This window comes from Nocardia niwae NBRC 108934 = DSM 45340 (genome assembly GCF_001613465.1).
GTDB classification, from domain to species: domain Bacteria; phylum Actinomycetota; class Actinomycetes; order Mycobacteriales; family Mycobacteriaceae; genus Nocardia; species Nocardia niwae.
The window spans coordinates 9,041-33,139 of record NZ_BDCK01000028.1; the positions used below are offsets into that span (position 1 = coordinate 9,041).

3 protein-coding genes are annotated in these 24,099 nt (G+C 68.3%); all 3 read right to left on the bottom strand.

What is annotated here, in order from left to right:
- Nucleotides 1-43 precede the first annotated feature (43 nt).
- The 3 genes from NNI01S_RS19995 to NNI01S_RS20005 all read right to left on the bottom strand — a co-directional run bounded on the left by NNI01S_RS19995 (nucleotide 44) and on the right by NNI01S_RS20005 (nucleotide 23,964).
- Nucleotides 44-20,935, bottom strand: a complete 20,892-nt coding sequence (locus NNI01S_RS19995) for a helix-turn-helix domain-containing protein (protein WP_157114874.1) — start codon at nucleotides 20,933-20,935, stop codon at nucleotides 44-46.
- 9 nt (nucleotides 20,936-20,944) lie between these two features.
- Nucleotides 20,945-21,595 (bottom strand): hypothetical protein, encoded by a 651-nt coding sequence (locus NNI01S_RS20000; RefSeq protein ID WP_063021644.1) that lies wholly within the window; start codon nucleotides 21,593-21,595, stop codon nucleotides 20,945-20,947.
- A gap of 959 nt (nucleotides 21,596-22,554) precedes the next feature.
- Nucleotides 22,555-23,964 (bottom strand): hypothetical protein, encoded by a 1,410-nt coding sequence (locus NNI01S_RS20005; RefSeq protein WP_157114875.1) that lies wholly within the window; start codon nucleotides 23,962-23,964, stop codon nucleotides 22,555-22,557.
- Nucleotides 23,965-24,099: the final 135 nt, after the last annotated feature.

Sequence of the window (24,099 nt, forward strand, 5' to 3'; positions counted from 1 at the left end):
CCGCTGGTTCGTGTCGATGCTTGCGGAGGCCGCGGTATGCCGATCAAACACCGGGACGGTCTCGCTGATATGTGTCGACGTGTACCGGCCTTATCTCCGGCGGTCGGAGTTTCGTGACGTACTCGTGGATGACCCATTGCGGCGTACCGACGGAAATGCCGTTGATCTCCGCGTCGGCAAATCCGACCGCGATGGCCTCGCGTGGATGAATTCTGGTCTTGGTCGAATCTTCGAAGGCGTACGAGGGCAGGTGGCTGCGCCATTCCCCATAGCTCTCGGTCAACCCGTACCTCATCAACTTTCCGTGGGCCTCCCTCAGTACAGCGGCGAGATCATCGCTGAGCGCATAGTGGGTGGCATGGTCGATCGCGTGGGCGAATTCGTGGCAGACATCGTCCGCATAGGTTTGCGCACTGCTCGGATGCAGTCCATACAGGCGACGACGGGCGCTGTCGGCCAGAGCGCTCTCCCTATCGGACGCGTACTGCAAACTGAATGTCAATACGGTTCGGGCGGGGGAAAGCGCGCCGGTCTCGACGTTCTTCGTCCATAGACCGCGGGCAGAGGCGCGCGCGCCCACCAAGAAATCGATCTTCAAGACGCGAATGTTGGTCATGAGCTTGCGGAAACCGGGAGCGTACCGATACTTGCCCAGCAGGTCATCCAATTTCCCCAGGATTTCCCGGACCACATTCTCCGGGATGTGGGGACTGATGAGCCCGGACAGCTCGATATAGGGGTGATCGAGCTCGAATTTCGCGACCAATCTGGTCCTGGCCTGCGCTTTGTCGTCCAGCCCTGCCATCCACAGCGGATGCTCAGGGGCGTGCTGCGCCACCTCACGCAACGCGGACATAGCCGCCATCTGCGTGTCGAGCACTGTCCTCGAGATCGACCCGGGAAACGCCAGTTGCGCCAGCCACTCCCCAGCGGACTTCACCAGCCGTCCGATTTCGACGATGTCCTGCCGATGGAGGTGGTGGTCCTGCCACACGCTGCGGCCGTTGACGTGGCGGACGAAGGCGGCGGCGAAAGGGCTGGTTTTGCCGGTGATCGCCGCGAAGAGGCCCAACATGTCGACCGCGCGGGGGTTGTCGAGCGCTCCCTCGGCCACGTAATCCCGGTAGAGGACATGGTAAACAGGTGGCTCCAGTCGCACCTCGGCGATCGGCGCGCCCATCACTTTGCCGATTATCGCTTTCGTCCACTCCGACATGGCCTGGTCGACATCGTCGTAGACCTCCCGGAGGACATGTGTGTCGTCCTCGAAGGTCAGCAACTCGATCGTGACTCCCGGACGGCCCTGCATGGCCTGGATCTGCTTCACATCGGGTGCCTCCGCGACCTTGTCGGGCCCTCTCGTGTTTTCGCCCGCCCACTCGAGCGACGTCGTCTGTTCCGGAGACGGGCTGTCGGTCGGCCGGGACCACCGAGTGGTATCCGACGGCTCGGGGCGATGGGTGGAATCAGCCGGGTCGGACGCTCCGGTCCGAGTGCTCGAGCGTGACCACGGCGTCGACTCTCTCGCTTTATCCGGTCCGGCATCATCTGGCCGCTCCGGTGAGCGGTTCCCGATGGGCCCGGATGGGCGATCGCCTTCCTCTGGCCCCGAATCGTCTGTCTGTACCGCGTCGGCGGCCTCGGGCGGCCGACCGCCGATGAACCCGCCGGGCCGGTCCGGGCCGGGCGGCGTAATGGTTTTCTCGAACAGCATGGGGGGTTCGTAAGCGACACCCTCAAGGGGAACGGTCCCCATCATTCGCACCCGGAGTCGCCCACCGTGCACCTCGACCGCCAGCGCACCGGTGTACTTCAGGCCACCCCAGCGTCGTGATGCCCGCCCGACCGCCGCGGATACCGCAGAGTTCACCTGATCCACACCGAAAAGCGTTGCCAGCCCCGCCAACTGCGCGGAGTCCACGTGGACGATGCTATTTCGAGTTACCCACAGGTGAACCGACCAGGAATCCGTTTCGCCCGTCCGACCTCGCCACTCGAACGTGCCGAACCCCTTGCCCAGCAACTCCGACTCCAGAGCTCGACGGGCGCGGACCACGGTCGATCCGGACAGCATTCCGGAGACCGCGAAGCCGTTGTCGTCGTCTCTGCTCGCCAGAGAAACTTCGACGCTGTCGCCACCCGCGGCTGCCAGACCATAGTTCACCAGCGACGCAGCGACCTCGAGCAGTCGGGCGGGGACCGAGGTGGTGGCCGCTCCGAGAGAAGTCAGCGCCTCCGCCAGAGAATCTCGTACCTGCGACGCAGGTGTATCGGGTGCGAACACCGCGGATGAACGGCCGGGCGAACCGTCCGAATCGGCTGGGGAGTCCGATGGGCGGCTGCCGATGTTGCCGTCGGGGCGGTTGTGCGCGCTGCCCGGACCATCTTGTGGCTGAACGAATGTGGCGACCACTTCCTCGGTGTCGGGGTGGAACATGACACCGCTGGACTCGGAGACCCACCTCGTCATCCGCTCGTGGAAGGCCTGGAACACCGGTGAAACCTGTTCGGGTTCGGCACCCGGGTCGGCGTCGCCGTACCGCACGATGATGTGCTCGCCCGCACGATGAACGACTACGTCGACGTGTCCGGGCGCTCGGCGCAATGGCCCGAGTGTCAGTGGCACCCGCACCTCGTCGGGGCTTTGGGTGATCTTTTCGCTATCGGTCCGCACCCAGAAACGGTCGGCGTACGCGCCGAAGGTCGCCTCGATGCTGTTCAGCAGGCCCCACTTGCGCATAGTGAACAGATCCGGCAGCGAGGGCAATTCGCCCTGCCACAGCCGACCGAGGGATTCGTTGTTGAAATTGGTGTCGGTGAGGTCGAATCCTGCCCGTATCAGCACATCGCGCAATTGGGTTGTGCACATCGGGTCGGACAGGCCGCCCAACGCATAGGGATGCAGTTGCCCGACCGGGCGGCCGTCCTCGTCGGTGAAGACCACACCCCAGCCGGCCGCCTCGTCCCCCATGGCAGCCAGCACGTGCATGATGTGGGCGTGCTCGTTCTCACCCACCATCCGGCCCCACCGGTCCATGACAAAGGAAATCCCTTCTGTCCCGGTCCGTAGCGGTTCGAATGACGTACCTTGCAGCGTGCGGAACTGTCCGTCGTGCACACCGAGCACCCGAGGATGGAAATTGGAGCCGATGGCTTCCCGATAGTCGTCGTCGGTGAACGGTTCCTCGGACGTCACCCGATGCGAGGCATAGACGGGCCGAATAGGTCTCGGCCCTTCCGAACCGTGACGGGCCAGAACCTCGAGGTCGTCGACGAGCCGGGTCACCATCCGCGGCAGGAGTGGATTCTTCTCGAGCCCGAGAAGAGTGCTGGCCCGCATCGCGGATGCCACGGCGTCGGCCGCGTAGGCAATGGCTTCGTGAATATCGATGCGCAGCTGAAGTAGCGACAAGCCCGCGTCGGCGGCGGGCCGGGACGATCCGAGACGGTCCACCGCCGCCGCGACCGCGTGGTCCACGTCGCGCAGCCGATCCACCGCCTGCTCGACATCTCGGGTTCGGGTCAGGGAATACAGTGCCGCGCGGTAGGCATCCGGAATGTACTGCGCGGCCGCCGCGCCGAAGGCGCGATCGGAGCCGGTGAGCGCGTGCGCGAACTGTTCTGCCTTCGCCGGCAGCGATCGCAGCGACCGGATCAGTTCCGAATCCCAATCGCCGCCTCGGTGTTCGGTCAGGAAAGCATCGGCGCGGCGCGCCCAGTCCCCTGCGTCGGCCCCGGTTGCCTGGTCCACCCCGGCGGTCATCAGCAGCCGCTCCGGGAATCGAGCCAGCAGGTCGAGCAAACCGCCGGGATCATCGGTGAACGCCGATGGCGGCGTCGCTGCCATCGGGAGCGCTCCAACGATGTGGAAGACGGCGGTCGCGGCGTCGGCTGCGGCCCGGGCGTCGGCGATGGACGGTCGGGTACTGCCGTCGGTGAACCGCCGCCATTGCTCGGCCGTCAAGGCGATCTGTGCTCGCGCCGTCCCGATGGCCACGTCGACCGCGGGTGGTCGGCCGCGATGCACGGCTGCCATATGAGCAGACGATTCAGCTCGCTTTTCGGCGAGAAAACGCTGTACTTCACCATCCGGCAGCTGAGCGGCCCAATCAGTGAGTTCCTGGTGCGTGGCATGCACCGGATCCGGCATCGCGGGCTCGTCCCGGACCGCTGGATCTTCCTCGATGGGCTGCCGACCGTCCGGCTCCGGTGTGGAACTCGATGGACGGCTAGCGATAGAGCCTTCGTTCGGGGTCGGCCCGGTCGGTGGCTCCGCATCGGAGGAGTCCTCCGGCCTGCTGCCGATATAGCCGCTCGGTCCGGCATCGGGGCTGGTGGGTGAGCCGACGACTCGGCCGTTCAACTGCCCTCGGATGAGGCTCAGCAAACGGCGGCGGCTGCCCGCATCCAGCTGCGCACACCACTGCGTGAGCACATCGCCCGGGTACTCGGGGGCGTAGGGCTGCGTGAGCAGACGCCACCGGCCCGATGGGTCCTTACCGACCGTGACACGCGCTGACATGACACCGAGGTCGAGCACTTCGCTGGAGCGCTCGGTCAGCGGCGCCGGTTGTTCCGATGTCGGTGCGGGGCGGACGACATCGTCGGGGACTTCGAGGACGATTCGGCGCAGCGCCGCCAGGGCGCCGTGCGGATCGCCGGGGTGATCGGCCCGGGGTGGCCTGCACGCTTCCTCGACCGCCCGGTCGGTCAGTAGGTGGCCGAGGGACGTCATCGTGTAGGAGGTGTCACCGGGACCTTTGAACACGCTTCGCGGGAGCGCCGCTGTCCACTGCTCGAAGCTCGGTCGTTTCGGTGCTTTCCCGGGTTTGGCGCCCGGCTTGTCGAGCGCTCCCACGCTGCACAGCCGCAGGTACTCGTGCAGCAGTCGGCCCGGGATCAGTTTCCGGCTCGGATCGGCGTCGTCGGGCTGGAGATGCTCGCTGCGGACCTCGCCGTCGGACCGCAGCCGCACGCCGGTGTGGGAGATCCGCAGGCGGCCACCGTCGCGCGGGATCGTGTCCAGCAAGTCCGGGCGTTCGGTGAACAACTTGCGCAGGACACGGCCGTGCCTGCCCATGCTCGCGACGATCAGGCCGGTCGGCTTGCCGTCCCGGTCCACCCGCACCGCCACCTGCGGGTGTCCGTCGATCGGCAACACGGTGGACGACCGCAGCGCCTCCTCGATCCGCGTGCCCGACACGCCGGCGTCGACCAGCTCGGCCAGTCGCGTCGGCGCACCCGCGGCATCCTCGGCTCGCTCCCACTCGTCGAACGTGGCGGTCAATCGCTGTGCGTCGGGCCGTCCCCGCACCCATTCGGCCAAGCCCGGGAACTCACGGCGCCAATTCTTCTTGTTGAACGGCCGGAAGGCCCGCGATTCCCGGCTCGATGGCACGCGCAGCTCCCCGCCGATCACCGGTGGCTGCGTCCACGGGCCGGGTCCGAACTCGACACGTACCGTGCGCGACCAGTTCGCCAGCATGGTGCTACTGAGGTCCGCGATTGTCGTGAGTTCGACGCCGCTCAATTTGGTCGCGCCGCGGCGCGGCTGAGACACCAGCCAGGAGCAATCGGCGGCGAACGAAAGCACGGAGGCGGAGTCGGCCCGGTCATCGGAGTTGCCGTCTGCCACCGCGATATGCATCAGCCGCTCCGGTCCGCCCGCCTCACCAGCACCGAACCACATCACCACGTCACCGCGCTGTGGGCGTGGCCCGGTGGCACGGTCGGCGAGGAGTTGCCGTCCGGACGGAACGAGGAGGTCGGGCAGTTCGTGCACCCAGCGCTGGGCGAAGTCCTCAGGGTCGTCCCAGTGGTAGATCGCCGGGACCTGAGCGCGGCCGAGCGCACCGGCGGCGACGGCGGCGGCCACCACCATGTCGATACAGCTGCGCGGCACGTCGTCGGGAAGCTGTTCGTCACTCGACCAGCCCCAGTCGGCGAAGAGGCTGTCCGGATTCAGCTGACACCAGTAGAACGTGTCTCTCCGAGTGACGTACCCGAGCAAGAACTCCACGACACTGGTCGACGCGGATACCGCAGGATGCTCCACCGCCTCGGCCCCGACCGTCGCAGCCGCTTCTCCCTCGCCGCCGACGCCTTCGTGGGCATCACCACTGTTCGAGAGCCGCGCCCACGGCGTCGGCCTGCCTGCGGACTCCCCCGGTTCGGGCGGTCTGCTCCCGATGAATCCGCCCGGCCCGGTTCCGCCCTCGCCTTGCCCGGAATCGCCGCGCGACACCGGTGGAATCGGTGGCTGATCCGGCTGTGCCCTCGCGGTAGTCCACGGTGTCGGCCGGTTCTGTTCTTTTGCGGTGCGGACAGTCGGTTCACGACGGGCGAACGCACGGCGCAAGCGGGCGACCGTCTCGGCGCGCAGGTCTGCCGCGATATCGACCGGCAGCCCCAGCAGCTGAGTGGTGCGAGTAAAGGAAACGCCCTCGACCAGATGAAGCATGACCAGCCGCTCCGCCGTGGCGGCATCGTCCATGTCGGCCAGTGCGGCGCGGACCTTCCGCACGAAGCCTGTCGTGGAGGACCGTGCAGGCGCCGGATCGGCTACGACCGAGTGTCCCGACCTGTCGCTGCCGCCGATGGGAGCGTCCAGCCGCAGAATGCGGTCGTCGAGATCGGGCACTCGGAGCGCGAGACGGTACCGTAGTACCGCTCCGCGGCAGCTGGCCCACGCGTGCGCGGCGAACGACGCAGACGGAACGTGATTACGGATCGCGAGCAGCATCCCGATCCAAGCAACCTGTTCCACCTCGTCCCGAATAGCCGGATCTTCGCGACGCGCGACCGCCTTCGGGATCCACGCGAACCTCTCGCGGATCTCGTCCTGGACCTCCCTTTCCGCGGACGAACCCACCCGAGTCACGACGTACCGTCCGAACAGTTCCTCTTCGTCTCGATAGCCGGATCGCTCGAATCGATCCGCATAGAATCGCTCGACGATCTCCAGCAGCAATTCGCCACCGACGCTCTGTGCTTGACACAGGTGCCGCAATTTACTCAGCCGCGGCAGATAGCGGTTGTTCTCGATATCCGAAAGAGACCTGCGAGGCAGCCCTATCCGCCGCGCGAGCTCGGTCGTCGTCATTCCTTCGTCGTGACGCAGCGCCGCAATCCAACTCCCCAGCGATGCGTGTGCAGCGGGATCGATATCGGCGGTGATGTCCGAGTAGAAGTCCCGCACCGCCTGGATCAGCAGGCTGCCCGAGACTCCCAGCCCCCGGCAGATTCGCCGGAACGTGCCGAACTGCGGCCGTCGATGCTCGGTCTCGACCTGTGCCAGGTACTTCGTGGACAGACCGGTCACACGGGCGAGTTCGACGCGCGTCATGTCCCGGTCGTTACGCAGCGCGGTAATCCAACCGCCGAGGTCGTGTGCCGCCGGCTCGAGGTCGAGATCGATGTGCGGATAGAACTGCCTGGTTGCCATCCGCAGCAACTCGTCGTCGATGCCCAATACCTCGCAGATACGCCGGAAAACCGCGAACCTCGGCACATACTCTCCGGTCTCGATTTTGCCGAGATGACCCCAGCCGGGCCCGATCGCTTTCGCGAGCTCCAGCCTGGTCATATCCCGGTCGTGACGCACAGCCACGATCCAGCCGCCCGGTGACGCGGGGTTGTGCGCGCGCGGGGCGAGATCGAGTTCGAGTTCCGGATAGAAGTGGTGCGTGGCCGTGCCGAGGAGCTTCGGCGCGACTTCCAGTGCCCGGCAGATCCGCCGGAAGATGATCGAGCTCGGAGTGTATTCCCCGCCCTCGATTCCGTCGATGTAACCCGCCGACGTGCCCGCAGTCCGCGCCAGTTCGGCCTGGGTCATGTTCCGGCTGTGCCGCAGCGCCATGATCCACGTACCGGTTGACGCCGGATCGTGCGCCGCCGGATCGAGATCGAGCACGAGTTCCGGATAGAAGCTACGCGCAGCCGCCGCCAGCGCCTGCTGTCCCACGCCCAATGCTCGTGCAATCCGGAAGAAGAGGTTCGGGGGCGGGCGATCCCCGTTCTCGACCTCCCAGATCCGCGTCAGCGTCACTCCGACCGCGCGTGCGAGGTCCGCCTTCTTCATGCCGCGGATATTGCGATACGCGCCAACCCAGCCACCCAGCGAATCATGCGCGGCGACATCGGTTTCGAAATCGACATCCGGATAGAAACGCCGAGCGGCCTCGATCAGCGCCTCGCCCTCGAATCCCAGCGCGCGGCAGACCTGCTGAAAAGTGCCGAGCGTCGTCCGTCGCCCCTTCTCGATATTGGACAGTGCGGAATTGGTCAGACCCGCGGCCTGCGCAACGTCCTTCTGCTTCATCCCTTGTTCGAGCCGCAACGCCTTCAGCCACGCGCCCCGCGAGGCGTCCAACGGATCGGGCTGCTCCCCGGGACGGCTGCCGATGAATCCGGGCGGACGGTCTCCTTCGCCCGTCACCCTCCGCGGGTCCGCGCGACCCGCGGCGTCCGATTCACCAACCCGCTCTCGCGGTCTGCTGCCGATGTAGTCGTCCGACCGGTCCGGTCCGGCGGGCTGGTGCCCGGGAGCGCCACTGTCGGCGGCCATGTTCCCGGCGAGGTCCGGGAGGAGAGATCCGACCGCGGCCGTCACCACCGGCGCGAATCCGGGCAGTGCAGCGATCCGCTCGGACTCGCCCGCGGTGGACCGTCGGCTTCCGGTCCTGGTCCGGCCGGAAAGGATCCGATCGGTGACGACTCCCGCGACGGCGGAGGCGAGGAGCCGGGCGGTACGGGCGTCACCCTCGTCGACCACATCGACGAAGTGCGCGGCCAGCATGGCCCGGTGCCGGTCGTGCAGCCGGTGTGCTACGGGGCCGGGTGCGAGCAGGTCCAAGTGCAGCACGCGGGCCTCGTCCGGATGCTCCGCGAGGGCGGTGAGGTAGGCGTGGACGGCGGCGCGCAGCCGTGCCGGCGGGTCGTCGGTCACGGTGTCCGGTATGGCGGTCCGGGCGGCGATCCGCACCCGTTCGACGGCTGCCGCGCAGGCGGCCTCGAAGCCGTTTCGCTTGTCGGAGAACAGCTCCCGATAGGTCTGGGGCGACACCCCGGCGCGCCGCTGGACCGTCTCCAGAGACATCTCGAGGTAACCCTGTTCGGCCGTGACCGCGACCAGCTGTGTGAGGATCCGCTCCCGCTCGTCGGGGTTCGCCTCCGGCGCCGAGCGGCTGCGCTGTTCTCGAGACGACTGCAGAACGTCGGCCGGGTGGTCGTCCGCCGAGCCCACCGCCGGGGTCGTGCCGTTCCCGAGCAAATCGACGAGTCCTCGGCGGAGGGCAGGCACGGCGGTGGCGTCGCCGGTCGCGGCCCAGTCGGCGAGCATGCCGTGGACCGCTGCCGCTAGGGCGCGGCGCTCCGGGGCCGACGTCGATTCCTCGAACACGGTCGCGAGCGTGGCGGCGATCTCGTCGGTCATGCCGACGCCGAGTTCGGCGCGTGTTCCCGGATCTGCGGCGAATCCCTCGACCAGCAGCAGGCGCGCCGTGGCCGGGCGTGCGGCCAGGGCACTCACATACGTGTCCACCGCGGTGGTGAGACGAGCGGCGCGGTTGGACGCCGGCACAGCGGCCACTTCGTCGACTACCAGTTGGTTCAAGTTGCTCAGGGCCTCCCGGTGTGCGTCGGCCAGAACGCTATCGGTGGTCAGGAAGCGGTCGAGGAAGGCCTTCCGAGAGATCCGCGCGCGCCGGCAGACGTCATCGATGGTGGTCGCGCCGAATCCCTTCGCCGACACCGTCGCCACGAACGCCCGCAGGATGCTCGCGCGCGAACCATGGCGCCACGTAGCCGTTGTCGCGGACGGATCGAACAGCCACTCGTCCACGCGCGCCGCCGCGAGCCGGATAGGCAGCGGGTCCCGCGACGGCGCGAACTTCACGACCGTGTACCCCATGACGGCCCGCCGCACCGCGGGATCGGTTTCCATCGCGTCGGCCACGTCGAGTATCAGCTCGTACTCGGTTCCCTCGCCGCGCACCACCACATCGCCGTCTTCGAGCGTCACCCGGGCGCGAGAGGGCCGGATGTCCCGGCGCGGGTGCGGGTCGGTGTTCAGCGCGGCATTCACGAGCATCTTCGCGCTGCGTCTGCGAGTGAACGGCTGCAGCAATTGCTGCAACCGACCGGCGGCAGCCCACGCGGTAGGCACATCGTCGAGTACGGATCCGAGTGCGGCGGCCCAGGTCTCGATCTCCGGCGCCGCACCGAGCTGCTGCTCGACGATGTTGAACTGTTGCGCCTGCTCGCGGTACTCGCCCAACTCGGTGAGGAACTTGCCCACTCCGCTGGACGAAGGTACTACGACCGGCACACCCTGCTCGATCGCCTCGGCGGCGGCCAAGCCGAAACCCTCGGCACGCGACGGCATCACCACGACCGTCGCGGTCCGGATATCCTCCTGCAGCACCGCACGATCCGAAGTCCGCGGCGCCACCTCGACCGCGTGCGGGGCGCCGACCAGCCTGACCAGTTCCGCGCGGACCGACTCGATGCCACGGCTCGGATAACCGCGCACGATCAGTCGCGCGTCCCGCCCACCGGCCCGCAGCCGCCGCACCACCCGGGCGATCTCCGCGACGCCCTTCAACGGGTCGTCCGCACGGCCGAACAGCAGGATTCGCGCCGGGCTGCCCGGCGCGGGAACCGGCGGTTGCTCGGCCATCACCAGACCCGGCTGAAGGTCGTGCACCGAGCCGTGCCCCGCCATGACCGCCGACGACAGCGCGTCGGCGGCGAGCACCGGTCCCAGCCCCGCCACCAGACGTGCACGCCGCGCCAGAAAGACATCGGCCGCGAGCTTGGCCCGGCCACGTTCCGGGTTGTTGTGCAGGGTGTGAAACAGCATCGGCGTCAGATGGTTGACGCGAACGAGTTTCGCTGTGGGATATCGCTGCTCGGCAGCCAGCGCAGCGGCGAGACCGTCGCCGGCATCGTGCACGATCACCAAATCCATCGATTCCGGCAGTTCGTCCCAGTTGGACAGCATCCGCTCACGCGGGACAGCGGAGGGCTCGCTGTCACGGTCGCCGATCACCTGCACACCACGGATCCGGGGAGCGCGCTCCACCTCTCCTGCCCGAACCGTCACCGCGTGCCCGGCCTCCGCCAGCGCCTGGCACAGCGCCACGGTCAACGTAGCCATGCCGCTTTCGCCCAACCCCCACAGGGCGCAGCACACCAGAATCCGCTGTCTGGTGAAGTCGAGCCGGAGACGATGCCAGACTTCGCCCGTAGGCAGCGGAGCGGCCGACTCGAGGTCGATGCGGCAGTCCACGTCGGACAGCTCGCGGCGCAGTTCCTCCGACGTCATACCGGGGTCGGGATCGGTGGCATCCGGTCGGGTGTAGTCGAGTTGAGCGACCAATCGCGGTCGGCCGTCGGTGTCCTGCGAGGAGGTCACGACGAGCACGGGCGCATCGCCGATCCGGGCGCGGACGATCTCCGCGATCCGCGGTATCGCCTCGATGACGGCCTCGGACATTCCGGACGGTTCCGCCTCGGGCAGCCGAGCCGCGCCGGTGGCCGCGAGGCGGAGGGAGTCCGCTGCGTGAGCGCCGGGCCGGACGACCACTTGCCATCGGAAACCGCTGTATTTCTCCCGCATCTCGGCCGCGTGCGAGCGAGCGTCGCGATAGGCGTCCAGTGGCGTATAGACCGGGTCGCTCGCCAACCGGTCGGCCATCTCCCGGAGCTTCGCGGCGTGGTCGCGGCGCATGTCCCGGTTGGCAGGCAACCACTCGTCCGGCGGCTGGTACCCGCTGTCGGGATGCGTGAACCGGGCATTCTCGCGCAGGCGGTCGATGAAAGCCTGACGCACGGTGACATGGCCACCTTCCGGCGTCAGGCGCCCGTACCGGTCGACGAGCCGCAGCGCCTCCTCGACGTCGTTGACCCGAGCGCCCCGTTCGGACAGGACTCGCCCGAAAACACGCGCCGGATCGAAGCGGCGCGACATGAGGTCCTCGAGTGCCAATTCGATGCTCTGCACGACCGCGTCGGGTTCGGACAACGTTTGCAGATCAGCGGCGGCGACCCACCGGGCAACTCGCTTCGCCGTGTGAAATTCGCCCTCGGTCATCTCCCCCCACCGCTGCCGCAGCTCCTCGACAGCCGCGGGTGAGGAGATCATCTGGAATCCGGTCCGCTCGTCGAACCCGGTGCCGTTCACGGCGAACCCCAGCATCCGGGCGGTGCTCGCGTCACAGCCGTGCGACAGGGCACGGTCATGGAGCAATTGCGCCGAGCGCAACTCGTCGTAGCCCTCTGGGTTGTCGGCGCGCCGCCCGCCGCCGTAGACGAGATCGCTCCATGCGTCGGCGACTATCGCCGAGACGATCTCGCGCAGGTCGGCGCTCTGGAGGACGCCGTTGTCCACGATGTGGCGCAGGTCCTCGGCCACGCCCATACCGTTGTGATAGAAGGCGGCCACCCCGAACTCAGGCAGTTCGAAGGCGTCGTTGTGCAGATGATTGGCACGACCGATGTCGGGATGACCGTACAGCGTCCGGTTGGCGAAAAGTCCCTCTGCTGCCAGCCGTATCCCGCGCCGGATCTCCGGATCGGCCAGTTGTTCCCGCGGCACCCGCGCCCGCAGCAGCTCGGTCACCTCGTCGATCTCGCGCGCGATGACCTCGGCGGGCAGCGGCGGACACGCCGGATTCAGCAGGTGATCCTTGATCCGGTCGGCTGCCGCCCGATCCTGCGTCTCCTGCGTCCAGGCATAGACATCGGCCGGCAGAGCGACTTTCGGCCCACCCCCGGCAGGCTGCCACGACCGGCCTGCGAGGTTTTCGTGTGAGACCACGTCGGTCCCGACGCCGGGCCAACCGACCGACACCCGGAACCGGCCACGCGCCAACACCGACCGCTGTTCGTCGTCCTGGGTCCAGTCTTCCACCGCACACCGCTGGTAGAGCCATTCCGGAACCGACAGTTCGACGACATCCGGGTCACCCGGCATGTCGGAACCCAATACCCGCGCCGCCGCACGTCCCACCACGACACCGTGCTCGGTCAGTAACCAACCGAGCTCACCGGCATCGAGCAGGCCGTCCGATCCCGGCGTACCGGCCTCCGCCGTTCGCCGTTCGGCGCCACCTTCCGGATCGAACGATGCCCGGCTGCCGATGAGACCGTCCGGCCCGCGCGGACGGGCGCGCTGTTCGGCGTCGCCATCACTCGACTGCCCCGCCGCCGCAGGAAGCCGCTCCCCGGCCGCCCCCGAGGAGAACACAACCGACGAACCCGGCTGATCGGTCGGCCCCTCCGAATCACGTTGCGGGCTGCCCTGTTTCCATGGCGTGCTTGCGCTCTGCGGTTTCTCCGCGCCACTGCCCAGCGGGTGCCGATCGGTGACAATCAGCCGTTCGATGGCGAGATCTGATGTCGAGTGGTGGCCCCGCCGCGTTGTGCCGTGCAGATCGAGGGTCTCGAGCTGTCGCCCGTGCTCGGTGGACAAGGGGAGGACGAGTCGATCCGTGTACTTCCCGTCCTCGGCCATCCGCCGCTTGATCTCGTCCTGGGCCTGCCGGATCAACCTTTGGGTACGGTCGTACGCCCCGTGGAGGGTGCGAGTGTCGGGGTCCGCTGCGATGCGTTCTGGTAGCTCGATGACGTGCCGTTCGATCCACGCCTCGTCGTATCCCGCGCGGCGGAAGGCGTCGCGGATCGGCTCGGCAACTGGTCGCGAGCTTCGTTCCCCGGTGTCGGGATCGATGATCAGACGCTGCTCCCGAGAGACCTGAAGGTCGCTGTAGCAGGGAATGATGTAGGCGTCGTCGAGAGGGTAGGCGTATCTGGGACTCCCGTTCGATGGACGGAACGTGGCGTCGCTGGCCAGATGAGCCTCGTCCGGTGCGGTCGTCTTGGCTTCGTTGCGTAACGGCGTTGTCTCTGTGATCGCGCCCAGGGGCATGACGACGATCGCGCCGAGCGGGTCAGGCAATACAGTGCCACTGAGTGTGCGGCGGAGTCCGGCGTATCCGACGTACATGTTGAAGTTTTCCGTGCCCTGCCAGTTCCCCGGCTTGATGAAATGCACCCCGGCGGAGTGGGCTGCCGTGGTGTTGACCACCTCCTCGTGTGCCCCGGACCGGATCATGCCCGCTGTGGCGATGGCGCGAATATTCGGGGTGAAGTGCAGGTACAGTGTGTCGGCCGGATCCACGAAGGCATCGAAATCGGATCGGCGCTCTGCCGACCTGTCCACTACTCGGGTGTACAGATCGGGGGTGCTCTCGGGAATGTGCACGATCGTGCGCACGCGGGCTATAGCGTCTTCCAAAGCCCTGACGTTCCTCGCGTCGTGATCCCGGAACACGAATCCCCGCATCGACGATTCGGCGAATATGTTGACCGCGGACTGTTCGACAGTCCTCAGCGCGTCATCGACGATCACGGCGATGTGCCGGGGCGCGGCAAGGGCTACTGCTTCGACTACGTTCTCTCTGCTACGCAGACCTCGGGTGATCTCCGACAGCAACGGTGCCAGTCGGTTTTCCGGGATATCCTGCCATCCAACGCTGATATCCCGACGCGCCGCCGATAATTCGGACCGCATCGAATCGATGCCGTCGAGCAAACCCCGGACTGTCCTGCGCGAACCGCGGTCATAGAACATCTTTGCCGCGCGGTCGAGTCTCCCCTGGATTCCGCGCTGTAAACTTCGTATCGCGTCATCGACTCGGAAGACTTCCGCCCGATGCGAATCCAGTTCCGCGAGCCGAACCCGAGCCGCCGTGAGCAACTCCTGGGCATAACGATCTTTCATCCCGGGAAGCGACGTGGCGAGTTTACTGCGCTTGACCGGGATCATCTCGGCGAGCACCCGAATGTCTCTCTCGTCGAGCCGCGGGTGCGCAGTGACGTCACGCAGGGTCGCGATCATCTGATCACGCTGTCCCTCCGCGGTTTCGGCGTATGTGGCCAACCGTTGATCCAGGAATGTATTCAGCTCATCGCGGATACCCGCCAGCGACACCACGTCTACCGTTCCCGATGCACCGGCCAGTGGCGCGAGCGCGTGCTCCAATTCGCGCACCCGATCGGTGATCCGGTGGACTGCCTGATCGCGTTCGGTCAGTGCATCCGCCAGTGCGACGGCATTCTCCTGGGTGAGCAGAAGCTGCTCGGGAACGAGACCAGGCCCCGTCATCCGCTCAGCGGTGAGATCCCCCGCATGAAGGAACTCCGGCTCGTGGTGCGGCCTCGCCGGGCCGGAGCCGAGGTTCGACGGTGCCGTGTGCGTATCGGCCGGAACGGAGCTTCCGGGTGACGAGCCGTCGCCGCCGGGCGGGCGATGACCGGCGAGTGCGAGTTCGTTCCGCCGCAGTGGTGGGGCACGGCTCGACCAGAGCGATGGTGGAGGGGGTCCTGGGTCCTGGGCGGCGACAGCAGAACGCTGTGTCGCGGAAAGGCGGGCGAGGGGTTCGCCGTTGGTGTCGAACTCGATGGCGAAAACGCGGCGATCGGCCTCCGTCAGTCGGTCGATGAACGCTTGCTGTTCACGCCGCCACTGCTGGAACGGGACTGCCTTCTTCAGCAGCGCGGGCCGGGCCGCCAGATCCGCCGAGGTGATCGGAGCCTCTCCGGGGGCGGCCGCAATGTCCAGGACGACCAGGTTCGGGGCCTCCGCCCGGTCACTGTCGTTGACCAGCAGCACCAGGTGGCTTTCCACTTCCCCCTTGTTCATCCACTTGTAGACCAGCGCCTGGCTACCCCCGGGCCGATCTCTCAACGATTCGGCGGCCTCGTCCAGCGACCCGAATGCCCGGAAGGCACCACCGAAGGCCCGCTCCGTGTCATCGGCGTCGTGGCCGCGCAATGGCATGTCGTCCGGCAGGTGATAGGCGTGCTCGTTGTCCGGGTACAGCACCCGCATCATCGTCACGCCGTTGTTGACGCAACTCTTCGGGCTGCGCCGGTGAATGGCGACGGCGAGGTCGAGCAGGGCGGTGACGGCCAGGTAGGTGGAGGCGGCGAGAACGAGGCGTTCGATGGCCGGCCCTTCGGCGATCTCGGTGGGGGCGAGCAGGCGGGCGACCGCGTCGGCGAGCACGTCGCGGGCGGTAGCGGCGTTCACCTCTGTGGCGGGAACGTCCAGCAGGGCCGCCAGCTCTGCGCGGGCCGGGTCGACGGCGGCTCCGACCTGGCGCACGCCCTCCGCGCCGGCGACCTGGGCGGCTTCCCAGCCGAGTTCGGCGGCCAACCGGTTGCGCCGCGGCGTCAGGTGATTCAGTGCTTGCTCGTCGGTGAGGGCGTCCGCGTGCAGCACCGCCGCGGGCGGGGCGTGGTCGAGGTGCTGGTTCAGCACTTCCACGGCCGCGGAGGAGACGCCTGCTCGTTCCAGCAGTCGGCTCAACGGGTCGTCGGTATCGTCGGTGTCGAACACAGCGGCGGCCGCCTGGACCGATGCCGGGATCCCGAGCCACCCGGCCAGCCGCGCGAACCGGTCCCCCCGCAGGTGCGGTTGGACGGCGTCAGGCCCGGCGTGCACAGCCTCCATCGCGGCACGGTCGACATCCGCTCCGGCGTGGCCGGTATCCGACCTGCTCCGGCCGGCATCCGCCGAAACATGGACAGTGCCCGGCTCGGCATTCATAGCGCCCGGAGCGATGGTGGTCTGGGACGAGGTCGGTGAGGGAGCTTCCGCGGTCGGGGGTGCGTGGGCCTGATTGGCGCGGCGCATGGCACGCTCCATATACATGCGGTCGGCCGCGTCGTTCTGCAGGGTGGACGTCAGGCTGCGCATCTCCCGCTCGGCTGCGGCGACATCGGCCGCGGTGGCCGCGACCTTCGTCCGCGCCGCCTGCACGGCCTCACTTGGTCGGGCCGCATCCGTCTCGCCCAGCTGACGGACGGCTTCGGTGTATTTCGCGGTGGCTTCGGCGTGCTCGGCCAGTGCCGTCCGATAGTGGGTGACCGCGACGCGCGCACCGTGCTGCCGCGCCTCGCTGTAGAGGCGGTCGGACGCGGCGACGTTGAAACAGAAGCTGCCGTTACGGCCGTTGCGCCCAGCCCGCGCCGACCACTGATGATCCTCGTCCGGGTTCGTCGGCGAACGCCCCAGCATGTGCGCGTGCACCCCACCCAACTGGTCGACCTCGTCGCTGATCGAAACGTCGAAGCCCCGGCCGAGCATTCCCGTGCCGACGGTCACCGCACCCCGGACACCCGCGGTGTCCTTGACCGCCAGCAAGTGTTCCTCGGCGGCATTGTTGTCGCGGTGCTCGGCGAACCACCGGGCGTCGATCGCGTTGTGCTCCACGTCCGCTTTGGTCAGCATCAGCGAGAATTTCCGAGCCAGATCGTTGAACGGGCAGATCACCAGCACCGGCCTGCCCTCGGCCTGCAACTGCTGCACCCGGCTCACCGCGTCCCGCAATTTGTCCGGCTCGGTGAGGAAAATCCGATCCTCCTCCCCCGCCAGCTTCGACCGGCCGAAGTCCTCCACCTTCGCCAAACCACCCTCGACCGGGAAATTCTCTTTGATCTCCGCCGCGGTCCGCTCCAGCGTGCCCGACATCAGATGCAGATGTTCGTAACCGGCGAGGACGTCCTCCACGGTGACCTGTTTCGATCCCGTTCCATCGGAATACACCGGGGCGCCGAACATCGCCTCCACCATCTTGTGGCGGCCTCCGAACCACCGGCTCTCGGTGCCGATCTTCGGATCGCTTCGCGGCTTCCCGTACTCGTCCAGAATCTGCACTTTCTTCTCGGCATCATGTCCGAAGATCTGGAAATCCCGATTCAGTTTCAACCGGCCCGCCTTGACGTCCAGGAAGGCACGGGCCATCTCGGTTTCCTCGGCGGTGAATTCCCGCCCCGCATAGCTTTCCCACAATCGGCTCGCCGTGTCGAGGCACTGCTCGGGCTGCTCGCGCAGCGAACGCGCCGTCAGCGTCCGCGCCGCCCCGACCTCGTCCGGCGACAACGCCCGTACCGCCCCGGCCTCCTCCGCTGTCAACGGCCCATCGTGCAGTGCCTGTTCGAGCTGCACCGACAGGTCCTTCGCCGCCGTGATCCTGCTGCGCAAGAGGGCTTTCATGAAGTCACGTACCCGGTGCACCCCGGCGGCCTCCACGTCCGAGGCGATCTCCCGCTGCCCCTCGGACTGGTAATGCACCGTCTGGTTGTGCACCAGCACCGCGTCCGCCTCGTCGATGGTCGCGGTCTTCCCCGGTGGCGGCCGGTCGAACAGCTCGGCGGTCGCGCGCTCGTCGTAGGTCATGTAGTACACGGTCGGGCGGTCCGGCTCGCCCGGCGGATCGTGCGGATCCCAGCGCGCGACCTCGTACCCGAGACTTCGCAGCATCGGCGCGAATTCCCGGACCCCCTCGTTGGCCAGCACCTCGGTCGTGGTGATCACATGATGCACCCGCACCGACTCACCGCTCGCCGACTCCACCGGCTCCCCGCGCGACAACTGCCACAACGTATCCAGCGCACCCACCATGGACTTGCCCTGCCCAGTGCCCATCTGACGCATGAACCCGTGCTCACCGAGCAGGAACGCCTCGAGCTGATTCCACCGCGGCGTCTTCCCGGTCCCCTCGCGCATCGCGTCGATGTACCGCAGCAGCGACTCGGCCCGATCACCATGCTCCATCGCGTGCCTGCGCTGCTCCCACGACTCACCGGCCAGCTCCTGCTGCCGCAGCCGATACAACGCCAGCGCCTTCTTCGCCGCAGCTTTGAACCGCGTCTGCTGCTCGGCGGTCAGGTCCTGCTTCGTCGCCGGATCCGCCGAAGGCAACCCCGCCAGCTCCTGTACCAGTTCCCCTGCCGGGCGGTCGGGTCCGTCGTGCGCGGACGGGCGAACGTCGGCGGGCACCGCGTCTTCGGACTGCTCCACAGCCGGTGGCTCGTGCACCGGCGGTACGTCGGCGTACTTCGGCGCCGTAATCCGGGCGGGGCCTTCAGGACCCGCACCATGGCGACCGGACGCAGTGCCAACCTGCACCGGCGGATCGAGCTTCCCCGGCCGCACAACCGCCGGCTCGTGCCCGGCCACACTGTCGCCGCCCGGAGCCCGGGCGCTCCGGGCGCCGCCGACCGCACGCGCGTGGTCCCCGCCATGAGCTGCCGATTGCCGCGGTTCCGAGCCGGAGTGGCCGCCATCCGCGCTGGACAACACCGCACCGGAAGCCGTACCCCCAGCACCACCACCGGCCCGCCCATCGCCGGATTGCACACCGCCACCACCACCGGTGTGCCCGCTGTCCCCGGTTTGCGCATTGCCGGCGTCACCGGCCTGCGCACCGCCGCCATCGTGCCCATCACCGCCGAACGCACCACCACTGCCGCGCGCACCATCACTGCCGTGCGCACGAGCACCGTCCCGCACATCATCATCGGCCTGGGCGAGATCACCGGTCGGCGCAGCGCCACTACCGCCCGGCACATCCGCACCGGTCCGCGTGCCGCCACCGGAGGTCTCATCGCCACCGGCGGGAACGTCTACACCGGGCTCTCGATCGCCGGCCTGGTCTGCCGCTGGCCGGTCGCTCTGCCGCGCAAGCGAATGGGGCTCATCCGGTTGCCCATCCGCATCCGCCCCGCCGTCCGTGCGGTCATCCGGGGCCTGAGCCTGCTCACCCGATCCCGAATCGGCGAGGCGCCGCGCCAGGTCTCCGGCCTCATCCGACTGATGCTGCCCATCGCCCGTCGCTCCCGGTGGTCCGGACGAAACCAGGTTCGGTCCAGGCTGCGATGCTCCGGCATCCGTAGCGTGGCCGGGCACGGCCGAGGTCGCGACCTGCGGGGTGGTGCCGCCGGTGCTGTCCACCGGAGCGGGCGTCAGTGATTTCGCACCCTGAGGAGCCCCCGCCAGCCGCAGCACGGCATCCTTACTGAGACTCACCGTGGAAGGATCCGGGGGAACGTAGGCGCCGCCGCCGTCGACCACCTCCGCGAAGGGGGAACCGAGATCCGGGTGGGCACCACGGTGAACATCCACGACCCCGGCGAATCCACCGCTGAGCAGCGACGCCAGAACGTCTTCGAAGTGTTCCGGCCAGCCCGTGACCAATGCCGCCGCACCCAGACCGGACACCGCGCCCACGACCCCCTGCACCAGTCCGAGCGCCGAGCGGTTGGTCTCCAGCCTGGGCAGGAGCTTGGGCGCGAGCTTGCCCGCGGCTATGCCGCCCACTGCGCCTCCGGCACCCGACACTGCTGCGGCTTCGACCGACTTCAGATCGATACCCCTCGGGTTCTCCCCGTTCGGGCCCCTGACGGTCGGAGTCCGGTCGCCGGACTCGACCTGCGCGATCTGTACCCCGAAATCCACACCCGCGGGCAGCGCGGCGGCCGTGCCGACCGCGAGAACGAACCGGTGCGGCCCCAACGCCGATACTCGGGCCGCTGTCTTCGCCGCGCCCGCCTTGTAGGCCTGTTCCAGGCCGGCGCGCATCAGCGCGATCCTGCCTCGGCCCTCGATCAGCATCGACTCCACCACGGGAGCCGCCGCGACCTCTCCGGCCGGACCGGCCGCGGCGGCTGCCGCCAACGTGCTGATGATGCGCCAGGCCAACTCGACGCCGAACGCGAACATCACGCACAGCGTCTTCTCCGCATCGTTGGCGGCCCCATGAGCTTGATCGGCCAGGGCCAGCGCTTCCTCCCGCAGCCTGGCCGCGCCCTCGTGGTGCAGATGCAATATCTCGCGCACTCGGTCAGCCAGTGCGCCGAGCGAATCCTCCTGCTCGAGTATCTTTTTCGCGTCCTCCGCGTGCTCGTTCATGGCGGCGGCCTCGGCCCGCAGCTCCGCGGCCATCCACCGCATCCTGGACACGTCGGCGCGCGGCAGGTCTCCCCCGAAGACCACCAGCTCGATCGGGCGCCGCACCGCGCTGGGCAAACTCTCGAACAACCTGCGCAGCTCCACGACCGGGTTCAGCGAGAACGAACCGTCCACCGGCACCGCCTACCCCCGCCGCGACGTCGCGCCGACCAGCACCGCGTGCAGTGCTCGCGCCTGGCGGCTCGCCTCGTCGCCGCGCACCACGACATCGGCGAACGCGGCGCCGAGTGCCCGGCTCACGTCGAACCCGCCCGCGTCCGCAGCGCCCCCGGTCAACACGGCACGCCAGCGCCGGTAACCGCGAACCACCTCGGCGAGTGTGCTGTCGCGTCCCGCCTCGAGACGCAGATACTCGGCGATCAGGACGCGCTGCGCCTGCCTGCGAGCGAGACCACCACCGGCGCAGTCGAGTGCCCGGCCGAATTCGCGAAGTGTCGCCAGGTAGATTTCCGGTTCCGCCGAGTCGGTCTCCGACTCCGGGATTCCGGTCGCTCGCCTCGACTCCAGCGCGGTCCGCTGGTCCAGGGTGATGGACCGACCTGCGCTCGTACCCCGCGTATCGGCCGGGTCGGGACTCCACCGCACCGGCCCTGACCCGGCATCGAGCTCTGCCACCACGACGACATCGAGAGCGATCACCGGGTAGTCGGTGAGCACCCGATCGACGGCGGCCACGAATTCGCGCACGACCGGCACTTGCAACCCTGGGGTATCGAATCCGGCCACCCGTACGTCGTGGTGCTCGGCCAGCGTCCGCGCCAGCCAGCCGACCACCGGATCGGTAGTCGGCCCCGCACCGGAGCGACGCCGATCGCGCCCACCCGGCGATTCGTCGGTGGGGTTCTGCCTCCGCGGCGGCGAACCGAACCGAGGGCCTGGGGGTCTCGACTCGGCACCGGCGGGTGGTCCGGCCGTTCTGGGCGGCTGCCCGGACCACGGGGTGTCCCGCCGTCCCCCACCGCCCGGTGAGCCTGCCCCCGCCTGTCGCCCGGCCGGTGCAGGGGGGGTATCCCGCCTGACGGCCGGGGGAAACACCGCGGAGGCCGGAGAACGGCGACCGGAGTCCGCGGCTGAAGCACGTGCGGCGGCCGGAGGACGACCGGAGTCCGCGCCGGGCTTGCCGGAGTTACCGCTGCCCGGGCCGCCCACTCCCCGATTCCCCGCTCGGCTCGCTGCCCCATCCCATGGACCTCGCTGCGGACCGCCCTCCGGCGTGGAGCGTCCCACGGACGCATCCGGTGTCCGTGCCCCGCCGGGGATGGATGGCTCGGTGTGGTCGGCCGGGTTCGTGGAATACGCCGGGTTGACCGCCGGAAAGGTCGCCGCGGGATCGGCCGGCGCGGGTCCCTGCGGGTCCTCGTGCGAGGACGCGCCCGCGCTGCCCTCCCGCCAGGACAGCGTCGGCTCGCCGATCGGGGCCATGTTCTCGGCAGTAGCGCCGACCCGGCTGGCGCCGAACCTGTCCTGCGCTTGGAATTGGCCCGCGGCGTCCACTATTCCGGCGGCCGTGCCGCGCAGACTCTCCTCCATAGCCCGTAGACCGGCCAGCAAATTGTCGGCCTGCGGCTTGAACTCACGGGCGAAGGCGGCACCCAGATCGTCGTCGCCCCAACTGCCTTCAGCCTGCACCAAGGAATTGCGCAGTCGCGCATTGGTTTGCCCCACGCGGTCCCCGAGTTCAGCCAGCCGCGCTCCCCGATTTCGCAGGCTGTCCGGATCCAACCGGACTTGGTTCACGTCGTGACCCCCTCCGGCATGTTTCGCCCGTTCCCGCGCAGCCGCAACCGTCGCTCGAAACCGGCGACGAACGCCGCCAACGGCACCGACGTGGTCGAGCGCTCCACGACACCATCGTCGGCGACATAGAAGACCGCGCGGTCCAGAGCCATTCCGCCGTCCGGCACCGGCGAACGCACCAACCAGCCCACGCTGATGCGATCGGCTCGCAACGTCGACAGGGGGTATCCCGTCGTGTCATAACCCTGTCGCCGGATGTGATCCCGGACGAGGTCGAGCGCATCCGCTTCGCCGATCCCCTCGGCGTGGTTCGCGTCCAGATCCGCGAGCACGAACTGGAACATCGCACCGTCGATGTCGGTGCCGTCACCGAAAACCCGCACGATGGCCTCGCGGGTCACCGCACCGGCCTGAGCAGCCGACACCAACAACTCGGCCGCGTCCGAAGCACCACTCGACCTGTCGTCCAGCAAGTTGCCGACGACACCCGCCACGGTGCCGACCGTCCACACCGCGGGCAGCGCCGGCACGCACTCGGGTATCGGCGGGGACTCACCCCGATACCACCGACCGGCCTCCCACCAGTAGCAGAACGACAGCAAACCGGTTGTCACCCGCGGATTGAGTACCGGATCGGCCACCCACGCCGGCGCTCCCGCGAAGAAATCCGGCATGGCAGCACCCGCGTTGTACGCGGCGTCCAGGACGGGCGCATCCCACACGCCACCCGACAGCACGGCCCGGTCACCGGGCAGTAGCGTCAACGTCGAACCGCTGCGTCCCGCGCCTTCGAAGATGCCCACCGACGGACCGATCCGCGGTCCCTGCTTCGCCCCGACCGCCACGAAGGCTGCCGCCAGCACCGCCCACCGTGCCCACAACACGGCCAGCTCCGGCAGTTCGTTGTCCACGGCCACCGCCCGCGAACCCGCACGCTGGTCCGCACGCATCGCATCGGCGGCAGCGCGCGGCGACCGTGTTCGACGTTCGCCGCGACCGAGATAGGCCGCCAGCCAAACCGGCAGCCGATCCCGCGGATAGTGTTGCAAGTCGGCGAGATACGCCTCCGGTGCGAACAATTGCTCGCCGGGGAACGGCACCGCACCGTGATCGGCGACGGCCTCGACACCGCCCGCATCGATGCGCACCAGCAACCGCCACCACGGCCCGCCGTCGGCCCCCGCCGACACCTGCCGATGCCGGCGCACCGCATTCCACACCGCATCCGGCACCGGACACCGGAACGACCGGAAACCATCGTCGACCACCAGCAGCGCCGATTCGGCGACCACGGTCATCGCGAACCACGCCTCCAGCAGCCGCCACCCGGACGGGGCCGCCGCACGCAGCTCATCCGCGATCCGCTCGGTGAACCCGGCGAGATCCTCGTCCCCGGCCCGCGTCACGGCGCTCTCCGCGTATCGGGAACGACAAACGCGCCGCAGCCCCCGGAGGCGCCGACGCGCGGCATCGACCGCGAGCAGTTCACGAGCAGTTCCCACATTCGCCTGGATTGGTTCTCGTCAGGATCCGAATAACCT